Annotated in this window: 12 protein-coding genes; 11 read left to right on the plus strand and 1 reads right to left on the minus strand. The window is 71.3% G+C overall.

What is annotated here, in order from left to right; translation table 11 throughout:
* The first annotated feature begins 60 nt into the window (after positions 1–60).
* A complete protein-coding gene (locus tag BJ998_RS47710; protein ID WP_312890354.1) occupies positions 61–885 on the plus strand; it encodes a cell division protein FtsQ/DivIB in 825 nt (274 codons plus the stop codon).
* 67 nt (positions 886–952) lie between these two features.
* Here the strand turns inward: BJ998_RS47710 and BJ998_RS27405 are convergent, their stop codons facing one another.
* Positions 953–2056, minus strand: coding sequence for a pyridoxal-phosphate dependent enzyme (locus tag BJ998_RS27405; RefSeq protein WP_221338142.1), 1104 nt, complete (start codon positions 2054–2056; stop codon positions 953–955).
* Between the two features lie 438 nt (positions 2057–2494).
* On the opposite strand from BJ998_RS27405, the gene ftsZ reads away from it, so the two are divergent.
* The 10 genes from ftsZ (at position 2495) to BJ998_RS27455 (ending at position 12494) form a co-directional block, all read left to right on the plus strand.
* A complete protein-coding gene (ftsZ, locus tag BJ998_RS27410; RefSeq protein ID WP_184866202.1) occupies positions 2495–3835 on the plus strand; it encodes a cell division protein FtsZ in 1341 nt (446 codons plus the stop codon).
* A gap of 249 nt (positions 3836–4084) precedes the next feature.
* On the plus strand, positions 4085–4789 hold the full coding sequence (gene pgeF / locus BJ998_RS27415; RefSeq protein ID WP_184866204.1) for a peptidoglycan editing factor PgeF: 705 nt from the start codon (positions 4085–4087) through the stop codon (positions 4787–4789).
* Positions 4786–5517 carry a YggS family pyridoxal phosphate-dependent enzyme gene (locus BJ998_RS27420; protein WP_184866206.1) on the plus strand — a complete coding sequence of 244 codons (732 nt, stop codon included), beginning with the start codon at positions 4786–4788 and terminating at the stop codon, positions 5515–5517. The genes pgeF and BJ998_RS27420 overlap by 4 nt, the downstream gene beginning before the upstream one ends.
* A gap of 67 nt (positions 5518–5584) precedes the next feature.
* Positions 5585–6241 (plus strand): cell division protein SepF, encoded by a 657-nt coding sequence (locus BJ998_RS27425; RefSeq protein ID WP_184866208.1) that lies wholly within the window; start codon positions 5585–5587, stop codon positions 6239–6241.
* A 19-nt stretch (positions 6242–6260) separates the two neighbouring features.
* On the plus strand, positions 6261–6557 hold the full coding sequence (locus BJ998_RS27430) for a YggT family protein (protein ID WP_184866210.1): 297 nt from the start codon (positions 6261–6263) through the stop codon (positions 6555–6557).
* A 70-nt stretch (positions 6558–6627) separates the two neighbouring features.
* Positions 6628–7431, plus strand: a complete 804-nt coding sequence (gene wag31 / locus BJ998_RS27435; protein WP_043723091.1) for a DivIVA-like cell division protein Wag31 — start codon at positions 6628–6630, stop codon at positions 7429–7431.
* A 123-nt stretch (positions 7432–7554) separates the two neighbouring features.
* Positions 7555–8184 (plus strand): hypothetical protein, encoded by a 630-nt coding sequence (locus tag BJ998_RS27440; RefSeq protein ID WP_312890355.1) that lies wholly within the window; start codon positions 7555–7557, stop codon positions 8182–8184.
* Between the two features lie 246 nt (positions 8185–8430).
* Positions 8431–11547 carry an isoleucine--tRNA ligase gene (gene ileS, locus BJ998_RS27445; RefSeq protein WP_184866212.1) on the plus strand — a complete coding sequence of 1039 codons (3117 nt, stop codon included), beginning with the start codon at positions 8431–8433 and terminating at the stop codon, positions 11545–11547.
* Positions 11548–11677: 130 nt separating this feature from the next.
* Positions 11678–12226, plus strand: a complete 549-nt coding sequence (locus tag BJ998_RS27450) for a TetR/AcrR family transcriptional regulator (protein WP_184866214.1) — start codon at positions 11678–11680, stop codon at positions 12224–12226.
* A 10-nt stretch (positions 12227–12236) separates the two neighbouring features.
* Positions 12237–12494: a DUF167 domain-containing protein gene (locus BJ998_RS27455; RefSeq protein WP_184866216.1), complete on the plus strand. Its 258-nt coding sequence runs from the start codon at positions 12237–12239 to the stop codon at positions 12492–12494.
* Positions 12495–12497: the final 3 nt, after the last annotated feature.

The following is a 12497-nucleotide window of genomic DNA, read 5'->3' on the forward strand; positions in this document are numbered from 1 at the left end:
GGACGGTCGGACCGGGTCGGTTCCGGGGATTCCCGTCCTGGGCGCGGCGCCTCCGAGCGGGTGTCGAGGCGGGCCGGTTCCGACCGGTCGGCCCGTCCGGGTCGGGGAGCTTCCGGCCGGGTCGTCTCCGATCGCACCGGCTCCGGACGCATCGTCTCCAACCGCGCCCGCCGGACGACCCGCGGCCGGGTCCGCCGCCGTGGCCCCAGCCGCGGCAAGATCATCCGCCGCCGCGTCATCGCCCTGGTTGTCGTCTTCGGCACGCTCGGGCTGCTCTACGGCGTGTACTTCACGCCCCTGCTGGGCGTGCGGTCCGTGCAGGTGCTCGGCACCAAGGACCTCACCCAGCGGCAGGTCCTCGACGCCGCCGCCGTGCCGTCCGGCAATCCCATGCTCACCATCGACCTGGCCGCCATCCGCGACCGGGTCGCCGCCATCGACCGGGTCGCCTCCGTCAACGTTTCCCGCTCCTGGCCCGCCACCGTCCGCATCGACGTCGCCGAACGCGTCGCCGTCGGCGTCATCAAGACTCCTGGCGGGGCGCATCTCGTCGACCACACCGCCAAGGACTTCGCCACCGTCCCCTCGGCTCCCGCCGGCCTCCCGGAGCTGCAGCTGACGCGCTCCGCCACCACGGATCCGACTGCCGTCGCCGTGGTCCAGGTCCTCATGGCCGTGCCCGAGAAGATCCGCGCCGAGGTCCTCTCGGTGTCCGCGAAGTCCCCCAACTCCGTCGTCCTCGCCCTCTCCGCCGGGCGCCAGGTCCGCTGGGGCGGCACCGCGGATTCCACGCGCAAGGCCGCCGTGCTGACCGCCCTGATGTCCCAGCCCGGCAAGGTCTACGACGTCTCCAGCCCCCAGCTGGCCACCATCTCCAACCCGTAGAACCCCGGCGAGTCCCGCCCACAGTCACACCGAATGCACGAAACGGATTCACGCATTCGGGGTGACGCTAAGCGGGACTCGCCGGGGTCCAGCCGGTCTTCAAGCCGGCGCCGGACAGCGGCACGACAACCTCGCCCCACGAACCGCCGGCTGCGCGGGCGGCCGCCCAGCACACGGCGGCGGTGTCCTCGACGTACCAACCCTTCCGCGCCAGCTCGGACCGGCCCGCCAGCACCTGCTCCTCGGTCACGGTCGCGAACTCGTCAACGGCGGCGAGGATCTCCGCGCCACGGGCTGGCGCGGCGATGGCGATGCCCTCGGCGATGGTCGGCGAAGCGTCAACCGCAAGCGGCATCGAGGATCCGGCGCGCCAAGCGGCAGCCAAGGGGGCACAGTTCGCTGCCTGTACGGCCACGATGCGTGGGGCCGAGGGGATGAGTCCCGCGGCCAGCAACCCTGCCACCGCACGGGTGACTCCGAGCACGAGCGTCCCGTTCCCGACGGGCAGCACGAAGGTGTCGGGCAGCCGCCCGCCCAACTGCTCCCACACCTCGAACGCGTAGGTGGCGGTGCCGAGGTGGAACACGGGGTTGTAGACGTGACTCGCGTAGAAGGCCCCGCCGGATTCGACGGCCGAGATGGCCGCCGCGGCGGTGGCCTCCCGGTTGCCGGGCACCAGGTTGACGACGGCGCCGTGCGCCCTGACCTGGGCGATCTTCTTGGGCGACGTCGACGACGGCACGAAGATCTCGGCCGGCAACCCGACCCGTGCCGAGTACGCGGCGACGGCGGTGCCGGCGTTGCCGCTGGAGTCGGCGATCACCCGGGACGCGCCGGCGGCGAGGGCTTGGGCGAGCAGGAGAACAACGCCGCGGTCCTTGAACGACAGTGTGGGGCTGGCGTACTCGACCTTGACGGAGATGCCGTCGCCGGCGGGCAGCAGTGGGGTGATCCCCTCACCGAGCGTGGCCGGCTGCCACCACCGAGCCGGCACGCCGAGGGCCTCGGCGTAACGCCAGGTCGTCAGCGGTCGGCCGGCGAGCTGTCCCAGCGGCACGGGGGCCGCGGGCGGCGCGGCCAGCCGCATCGGCACGCCGCAGCAGCGCCACGCCGGATCGCTGAACTCGAACTGTCGACCGCACTCGGGGCACACGCGCACAGGACCAGCCACGCGCTTACGGTACTGGCTACCCACCGTGACCGCGGCGGGCTTGGAGGTGATCTACGTCAAGGCCTCGCCGCGCCGCATTCCACAAGTGGGGCGGCGCTGTCCGGGAACGGGCCGGACCTCGCCCCACGGCACACGCGCGGCGGCCGCACAGACTACGCTCTGCAGTGCGTGGTTCGGCGTGGACGCCGTACTCGGGGACATGCCTGAAAGAGGGGCGGCCGACGCGTCGGCCGTCGAAGACCTGGGTCCGTGTTCGGCGTGGCTGCTGGACCGTCGCACCTGTGGTGCATACCGTCCACCCCAATGTCGGGGTTGACATAACTCAAAGCCTTCGGTTGAGGTTGAGAGTTTGACCGGAGCCTGGCCGGGGGCGGCCAGGACGGGAAGGTGACCACCGCAGGACGAGAGCTCGGTACCACGATCAGGAAGGCGGATCCGATGACGCCCCCGCACAACTACCTCGCGGTGATCAAAGTCGTCGGCATCGGCGGCGGCGGCGTCAACGCCGTGAACCGCATGATCGAGGTCGGGCTCAAGGGCGTCGAGTTCATCGCGGTGAACACCGACGCGCAGGCGCTGCTGATGTCCGACGCCGACGTCAAGCTGGACATCGGCCGCGAGCTGACCCGTGGCCTCGGCGCGGGCGCCAACCCCGAGGTCGGGCACAAGGCCGCCGAGGACCACCGTGAGGAGATCGAGGAGGTCCTCAAGGGGGCCGACATGGTCTTCGTGACGGCCGGCGAGGGCGGCGGCACGGGCACCGGCGGCGCGCCGGTGGTCGCCTCGATCGCCCGCAAGCTCGGCGCGCTCACCATCGGCGTGGTCACGCGGCCGTTCAGCTTCGAGGGCAAGCGCCGCGCGAAGCAGGCCGAGGACGGCATCACGCAGCTGCGCAACGAGTGCGACACCCTGATCGTCATCCCCAACGACCGGCTGCTGCAGCTCGGCGACGTGGGCGTGAGCCTGATGGACGCCTTCCGCTCCGCGGACGAGGTGCTGCTGTCCGGTGTCCAGGGCATCACCGACCTGATCACCACGCCCGGTCTGATCAACCTGGACTTCGCCGACGTGAAGAGCGTCATGTCCGGCGCGGGCAGCGCGCTGATGGGCATCGGCTCGGCCCGCGGCGAGGGCCGGGCGGTGCAGGCCGCGCAGAAGGCGATCAACTCGCCGCTGCTGGAGGCCTCGATGGACGGCGCGCACGGCGTGCTGCTGGCCATCGCCGGCGGCTCCGACCTGGGCCTGTTCGAGATCAACGAGTCCGCGTCGCTGGTCCAGGAGGCCGCGCACCCGGACGCCAACATCATCTTCGGCACGGTGATCGACGACTCCCTCGGCGACGAGGTTCGGGTCACCGTGATCGCGGCCGGCTTCGACAGCGGCGGGCCGACGCACAAGAAGCTGGAGCCGACCGCGCTGACCTCGCCCCCGCGGTCCAGCACGGCCACCGCCGTCGCGGAGTCCGGCCAGCTCAGCAACCCGGTGCCGCAGCAGCAGGCCCAGCCGGCGACCCCACCGCCGGCGCAGCAGCACACGCCGCCGCCGGCCACGCACAACCCGCCGCCGTCCAACGGCTACACCTCGGTCCCGCCGGCCAACACCGGCTACCAGCCGCCGAGCAGCACCCCGAGCAGCGGGCTGCCGCCGGTGAGCCGCCCCGCCACCGGCAACGGCTACCCGTCCCAGCCGGAGCGGCACGGCTCGCTGCCGTCCCGCGCCGTCCCGTTGCCCGAGGACCCGGACGACGAGGTGGACGTGCCGCCGTTCATGCGGCGCTGAGCTGCCGCGAGCCACGCACGCCGCCCCCGACCGTCGGCCCCACAAGGCCCCGCCGGCCACGTGAGTGGCTCATTTCGCTTCTGGAGCCACCTGAGCCACTCACATGCCTCCTCCGTGGAGCACGTGAGTGGCTCAGGTGCCTCCTGGGGGTAAGTAAGCCACTCACGTGCCCCCCCGGGAACCAACTGAGCCACTCAGGTAGCGAAGTGCCGGGGCAGGGTCATGGTCGGACCGGGGAGAATCACCCTCATGCGTGTTCGTCGAGTCGTCACCACCAGGGCCGGCGGTCGGTCCAAGGCCCCCTACGAGTCGTTCAACCTGGGTGATCACGTCGGTGACGACCCGGCGGCGGTGCGGGCCAACCGGCAGCGCCTGGCCGAGGGCGTCGGCCTGAGCGCCGACCGCCTGGTGTGGATGGAGCAGGTGCACGGCCGGACCATCACCACCGTGGACGGCCCGGTCGCGGCGCCGGCGGAGGCCACGGACGGCCTGGTCACCGCCCAGCCGGGCCTGGCGTTGGTGGCGCTGGTCGCCGACTGCGTGCCGGTGCTGCTGGCCGATCCCGACAACGGCGTGGTCGCGGCCGTGCACGCCGGCCGGGTGGGAGCCCGGGTCGGCGTGGTGCCGGCGGCGGTCGCCGCGATGGTCGAGGCGGGCGCGAAGGCCGACCGGATCGAGGTCCTGCTGGGCCCGAGCGTCTGCGGCGAGTGCTACGAGGTGCCGGCCGCGATGCGCGACGACGTCGAGGCGCACCTGCCGGGCAGCGCCGCCAAATCCCGCAAGGGCACGCCCGCCCTGGACCTGCGGGCCGGCCTCTGGAACCAGCTGGCCGACCTGGGCGTGGCCAAGATCGGCGTGGACCCGCGCTGCACGGTCGAGGACAAGACCCTGTTCAGCCACCGCCGGGACGGCCAGACCGGCCGACTGGCCGCCGTGACCTGGATCGAGGCATGACCGACGACCGCCGGCGGCAGATCGCCGAGAACCTGGCGGCCGTGCGGGAGCAGATCGCCGACGCTTGCCGCGACGCCGGGCGCAGCCCCGATGAGGTGAAGCTGCTCGCCGTCACGAAGACCTTCCCGGCCGCCGACGCCCTCCTGCTGGCCGAGTTGGGCGTCACCGACTTCGCCGAGAACCGGGACCAGGAGGCCGCCCCGAAGGCCGCCGAGGTGGCCGCCGCGCGGCCCGGCGTGCCCGTCCGGTGGCACATGGTGGGTCGGATGCAGCGCAACAAGGCTCGCTCGATCGTGGGATGGGCGGACGAGGTGCAGTCCGTGGACTCGCCCAGGCTGGCCGCTGCGCTCGCGAAGGCCGTCGCGGGCGCCCGGACCAGGGGGAGCCGCTCCGAGCCGCTCAGCGTGCTGATCCAGGCCAGCCTGGACGGTGATCCGGAGCGCGGTGGCGTTCCGCTGTCGGGACTCATGGAACTGGCCGACGAGATAGCCCGATCGGGTGAACTGATCTTGCGCGGTGTGATGGGAGTCGCACCATTGTCGATGGATCCAGGAGCGGCTTTCGAACTCCTGTCCAAGGCGGCCGCCAGGGTTCGGGCCGATCATCCGACGGCAGTGGAGCTGTCCGCCGGCATGACGGGCGACCTGGCTGCGGCTATCGGGCAGGGTTCGACGTGCGTGCGTGTCGGAACGGGCCTGCTGGGGTACAGAGGGCTAGCCTCGCCTTAGGCGGTGGGGAACCCGGGCGCGTCGCCGCGCGTCCAGGTCGTCGGGGAGTCGCGGAGGAAGGGCTGGCATGAGTGCGCTTCAGAAGCTGAAGGCCTACTTCGGGATGGTGCCGGCCGACGACCTGGACGGCTACGACGACGAGGGCCGCTACGTGTCCGACTACCGGGACGACTACGACGACCGCACCCGCGATGATCGTTCCGTCGGCGGCGACGACTACGATCGGTACTCGAGCGGTCGGCGACGCTCGGGCGGCAGCACGCTGTCGGCCCGCTCGTCCTACCGCGCCGACTACGACGAGGACGGCTACGAGCTGCCCGAGGACCGGACCCGTGGCCGCCGCAGCTGGGCGACCGAGGCGCCGACCCACGGCGCGCTCGCGGTCGAGCCCAAGCACGAGCCGGTCACGCGACTGCGACCGGCACAGGATCCGGTGGCACACCCCTTGGCCAAGATCATCACCCTGCACCCGCGCAGCTACACCGAGGCGCGGACCATCGGCGAGCACTACCGGGACGGCACGCCGGTGATCATCAACCTGACCGACATGGACAACGCGGACGCCAAGCGGCTCGTCGACTTCGCCGCCGGGCTGGCCTTCGCGCTGCGCGGCAGCATGGACAAGGTCACCAACAAGGTGTTCCTTCTCTCACCGCCGAACACGGAAGTGACGGCCGAGGACCGCAGGCGCCTCGCGGAGGGTGGCTTCCTCCCCAAGTCATGACGGATGGCACAGTGGTGGCGTGCAACCGGTCTTCGTGGTCGTCTACTACGTGCTGTTCTTCTTCTGGCTGCTGCTCTCGGCACGCCTGGTCGTGGAGTACGTCCGGGCGTTCTCCCGGGAGTGGCGACCGGCCGGTGGGGTTGCGGTCACGCTGGAGACCATCTACACAGTGACAGACCCTCCGGTCCGGTTGGCCCGTCGCGTGATACCGATGGTACGAATCGGGGGCGTCGGGCTGGACCTATCGATTATGGTCGTGTTCCTGGTCGTGTACATACTGATGCAACTGAGCCTGCAACTGACGCATACATCCTGATGCGGCTGACGCAGCCCGGGTGACGGGGATCCTGGTGCTGCACCGGTCGTGACTGCCGTGAGGTGATCTGATGCCGTTGACCCCCGCTGACGTGCACAACGTCGCGTTCAGCAAGCCTCCTATCGGGAAGCGGGGCTACAACGAGGACGAGGTGGACGCCTTCCTCGACCTGGTTGAGGGCGAGCTGGCCCGCCTGATCGAGGAGAACTCCGACCTGCGCGCCCAGGTCGAGCAGCTGGACTCCCAGCTGGAGGCCGCGCGCGCCGACCTGGACGACGCTCGGAGCAAGGTCGGTTCCGGCCCCATGCCCGGCCGCGAGGAACCCCGTCGCCTCGCTTCCGTCCCGCCGCCGTCGGTGATGGAGCAGACCACGCCCGGTGGCGACCACCACGTGCAGGCGGCCAAGGTCCTGGGCCTCGCCCAGGAGATGGCCGACCGGCTCACCGGTGAGGCCAAGGGCGAGGCGGACTCGATGCTGGCCGAGGCCCGCACCAAGTCCGAGCAGCTGCTCTCCGAGGCGCGGGCGAAGGCGGACACCATGGTCAACGAGGCGCGCACGCGCGCCGAGACCATGCTCAACGACGCCCGGACCCGGTCCGAGACCCTGGAGCGCAACGCCCGGGAGAAGGCCGCGGCCCTGGACCGCGACGCGCAGCGCAAGCACGCCGAGGTGATGGGCAACATCACCCAGGAGAAGAACGCGCTGGAGAAGAAGATCGACATGCTCCGCACCATGGAGCGCGAGTACCGGACCCGACTCAAGAGCCTGCTCGAGTCGCAGCTGGCCGAACTGAACGACCGCACCTCGGCCGCCCCCAGCGAGGGACGCCAGAGCGGTGGTTACACCTTCGGCGCCCGCGCCGAAGCCGGCTGAGCGGTCCGGTCGGATCTTCCGAGGGAGGCAGGCCCAGGTGGGTCTGCCCGCGATGACACGTGTCGACGAACCGGCACGCGTCGTTCTGCCGTGAACGGTCGCGTGGTGACGTAGGGTCGCCATGTGTCGTCGAACAACACAGCGTCGTCCGGCGGCGCCGGAAGGGCATCTTCCGGGCTGCTGTACGTCGTGCTGCTGTGCGTGCTGGCCGCGTTCGCGCTGCTCGTCGTCGCGCTCGTGTCCACCCAGACCCTGTGGGCGTGGGGCTCCGTCGCGCTCAGCGTCGTCGGCGCCGTGGTGCTGCTGCTGGACTGGCAGCGCCGGCGCCGCGCCGACGCGCGCCCGTCCACGGGCGGGCTGGCTGCCGCCGGGTCGACCGTCGACGGCGGAGACGACGATGCTGATGCGGACCCCCAGGAAGACGAGGGTGGACCGGGAGAAACGCAGGCTACAGGTGATCTTGACAGCCCTGCCACCGGGGGTGTCCGGATCGGCACGAATCGTGATGATCAGCAGGAACCGGCGGAGGAGGACACCGACGCGGCCGACGCGCTGGTGGTCTCCGAGTTGACCGACGAGGTGCTGGTGCTCGACGAGCGACCCCGCTACCACCTCGCCGCGTGCGGCTGGCTCGGCGAGCGCCCGACGATCCCGCTGCCGGTCGGCGAGGCCCGGCAACTGGGGTTCACGCCCTGCGCGCTGTGCACCCCGGACGCCACGCTCGCGGCGGCGGCCCGGGCCGCCAAGGACTAGTCACAACCGATTTGCTGCCTCGCGTTACCCTTGACGTCGCACAGGCGCTGATCCGGCCATCACCGGGGAGCCTCCGGAAGAACGGGCCGGCACGGCCCCAGTAGAACCGGACGGGTGGGCCCGTCACAGCCCGCAAACGAGTGGCCGCCACCTCGCTGGCGGCAATCGGGGTGGTACCGCGGTGCGCCGAGCCATGGCGCGTCGTCCCCGTCACGACAGACGACGGGACCGCGAGGAGCAGCACCGATGGCCTACCCACTCGAATCCTTCACCGACGGCGGCGTGCCGGCGCAGCCGTCGTTCCCGCAGCTCGAGAAGGCTGTCCTCGACTACTGGGGCGCCGACGGCACGTTCCAGGCCAGCGTGGCCGGCCGGCCCACCGGCGAGAACGGCGCCAACGAGTTCGTCTTCTACGACGGCCCGCCGTTCGCCAACGGCCTGCCGCACTACGGCCACCTGCTCACGGGCTACGCCAAGGACGTCGTCCCGCGCTACCGGACGATGCGCGGCGAGCACGTGGAGCGCCGCTTCGGCTGGGACTGCCACGGCCTGCCGGCCGAGGTCCGCGCCGAGAAGGAGCTGGGCATCTCCTCCAAGGCGGAGATCGAGGCGCTCGGCGTCGACAAGTTCAACGACGCCTGCCGCACCTCCGTGCTGCGCTACACCTCCGAGTGGCGCGACTACGTCACCCGCCAGGCCCGCTGGGTGGACTTCGACAACGACTACAAGACGCTCGACCTGGACTACATGGAAAGCGTCATGTGGGCGTTCAAGACCCTGTGGGACAAGGGTCTCGTCTACGAGGGCTTCCGCGTCCTCTGGTACTGCTGGCGCTGCGAGACGCCGCTGTCCAACTCCGAGACCCGCATGGACGACACCTACCGGGACCGGCAGGACCCGGCCGTCACGGTCGGGATGCGGCTGGAGACCGGCGAGTTGGCGCTGATCTGGACGACCACGCCGTGGACACTGCCGTCCAACCTGGCCATCGCCGTGCACCCGGACGTCGACTACGTGACGGTCGAGGCCAACGGCGAGAAGTACGTGCTGGCCGAGGCCCGGGTCCGCGCGTATGCCCGCGAGCTGGGCGAGGAGCCGACGGTGTTGGCCCGCTTCAAGGGCGCCGACCTGCTGGGCCGCCGCTACACGCCGGTGTTCGACTTCTTCGCCGGCCGGCCGAACGCGCACCAGGTGCTGTCCGCCGACTACGTCACCACCGAGGACGGCACCGGCCTGGTGCACATCGCGCCGGCCTTCGGTGAGGAGGACAAGGTCGTCACCGACGCGGCCGGCATCGAGCCGGTGGTGCCGGTCGACGCGCGCGGCCGGTTCACCGCCGAGGTGCCGCCGTACGCGGAGCTGCAGGTGTTCGAGGCCAACAAGCCGATCATCCGGGACCTCCGCGACCGCGGCGTGCTGCTGCGGCACGAGACCTACGACCACTCCTACCCGCACTGCTGGCGCTGCGACACGCCGCTGATCCAGCGCGCGGTGTCGTCCTGGTTCGTCGCGGTGAGCACGTTCCGGGACCGCATGGTCGAGCTGAACCAGGAGATCAACTGGGTGCCCGACCACGTGCGGGACGGCCAGATGGGCAAATGGCTGGCCAACGCGCGGGACTGGAACATCTCCCGCAACCGGTTCTGGGGCTCGCCGATCCCGGTGTGGATGTCCGACGACCCGGCCTACCCGCGGGTCGACGTGTACGGGTCGCTGGACGAGCTGGAGCGGGACTTCGGCGTGCGGCCGACCGACCTGCACCGGCCGACCATCGACGAGCTGACCCGGCCCAACCCGGACGACCCGACCGGCCGGTCCACCATGCGCCGGGTGCCCGAGGTGCTGGACTGCTGGTTCGAGTCCGGCTCGATGCCGTTCGCGCAGGTGCACTACCCGTTCGAGAACACCGACTGGTTCGAGCACCACTACCCCGGCGACTTCATCGTCGAGTACAGCGCGCAGACCCGCGGCTGGTTCTACAACATGCACGTGCTGGCCACGGCGCTGTTCGACCGGCCGGCGTTCCGCAACTGCATCGCGCACGGCATCGTGCTCGGCGACGACGGCCAGAAGATGTCCAAGTCGCTGAACAACTACCCGGACGTCAACGAGGTGTTCGAGCGGGACGGCTCGGACGCCATGCGCTGGTTCCTGATGTCCAGCCCGATCCTGCGCGGCGGCAACCTGATCGTCACCGAGCGTGGCATCCGCGACTCGGTGCGCCAGGCCGTGCTGCCGCTGTGGAACTCGTGGTACTTCCTCGCGCTGTACGCCAACGCGGCCGGCGTGCAGGGCACCTGGCGGGTGGACAGCGAGCACGTGCTCGACCGGTACGTGCTGGCCAAGACCCACGACCTGGTGGTCGCGGTGTCGAGCGCGTTGGACGACTACGACCTGGCCGGCGCGTGCTTCGCCGTCCGCGACTTCCTCGAGGTCCTGACCAACTGGTACGTCCGCCGCTCGCGGGACCGGTTCTGGGCCGGCGAGCAGGACGCGATCGACACCCTGCACACAGTGCTGGAGTTGGTCAGCCGGGTGGCGGCGCCGCTGCTGCCGCTGACCACGGAGTCGGTGTGGCGCGGCCTGACCGGCGGCCGCTCGGTGCACCTGACGGACTTCCCGAAGCCGGCGGAGGTGCCCGCGGACGCGGCGCTGGTGTCGGCGATGGACGAGGTGCGGCAGGTCTGCTCGGCGGCGCTGTCCCTGCGCAAGGCCAACAAGCTGCGGGTGCGGCTGCCGCTGGCCGGGCTCGTGGTGGCCACGCCGGACGCCGAGGCGCTGCGGCCGTTCGTCGGCCTGATCGGCGACGAGGTCAACGTGAAGTCGGTCGAGCTGACCACGGACGTGGCGGCGCACGGCCAGTTCCAGCTCACCGTCAACGCGCGGGCCTGCGGTCCGCGGCTCGGCGCGGCCGTGCAGAAGGTGATCAAGGCCGTGAAGGCGGGCGAGTGGACCGCGGCCGAGGACGGCTCGGTGTCCGCGGCCGGCATCGACCTGCTGCCCGGCGAGTACGAGCAGCGGCTGGTCGCCACCGACCCGGCCGCGACGGCGGCGCTGCCCGGTGGCGCGGGCCTGGTCGTGCTGGACACCGTCGTCACCGACGAACTGGCGGCCGAGGGCGTGGCCCGGGACGTGGTCCGCGTGGTGCAGCAGGCCCGTCGCGACGCCGGCCTCGACGTGTCGGACCGGATCACGCTGACCGTGTCGGCGGCCGACGACGTGGTGGCGGCGGTCCGGGCGCACGAGGCGTTCCTGGCGGCGGAGACGCTGGCCGACGCGGTGGCCTACGGGTCGGTGGAGAACGGAGTGACCGGCGCGGTCGGCGACGGCGGCGAGGTGGCGGTCGAGGTGCTCAAGGCCTGAGCGAGGTGGTGGCGACCCCGGTCACCCCCATGACACCGGGGTCGCCACCGGCTGTGTGGCCCGCACGTTCCCCCCACCAGATTCCATACGCTGCCGTACGGATCACGTCCATACGCTACCGTATGGAATCGTGGCCGGGAAGCGCCGGACGAAGGATGACTGGGTCGCCGCGGCCCTCGAGATGATCGCCGAGCGGGGCGTGAGCGCCCTCGCCGTCGAGCCGCTCGCGCAGCGGCTCGGCGCCACCAAGGGCAGCGCGTACTGGCACTTCCCCAGTCGGGAGGCGCTGTTGTCGGCCGCGCTGGACCAGTGGACGGGGTCGATCTCCGACGGGCTGGGCGCGTTCGCGGCGGTCGACCGGCCGCCGGACGAGCAGCTGTGGCTGGTGTTCAGCCGGGTCGTCGTGGACCGCGTGGACAACGACCTCGAGTTCGCCATGCTCGCGGCGGCCGACGACCCGCTGGTGGCGCAGGCGATGCGCTGCCTGACCGAGGTACGGTTGTCGTTCCTCTGCGGCCGGTTCGTGGCGCTCGGCTTCGCCGAGCCCGTGGCCCGGGAGCGGGCGCTGCAGATGCACACCTTCCTCCTCGGTCACGTGCAGATCGTTCGCCGGGGCGCGGAGATCGGCGACCTCGTCGAGTACGCGCGCGGCGTCTACCGGCTGCTGACCGCCCCGTAGAATCCGCGCCGTGAGGTTCGCTGTGCGCGTAAAACCCGGCGCGCGGCGCGACGCCGTCGGCGGTGTGTGGGGCGACGGGGCGCTGGTGGTGGCCGTCGCCGCGCCCGCGGTGGAGGGCAAGGCCAACGAGGCCGTGCGCAAGGCGCTGGCCGGCGCATTCGGCATCCGCCGTCAGGACGTGGTCATCGTGTCCGGGGAGCGCAGTCGCGACAAGATCGTGGAGGTGCCGGACGGCACTGTCGATCGGCTGCGCGAACTTCTAGCATAACAT

Source organism: Kutzneria kofuensis, assembly GCF_014203355.1.
GTDB lineage: Bacteria > Actinomycetota > Actinomycetes > Mycobacteriales > Pseudonocardiaceae > Kutzneria > Kutzneria kofuensis.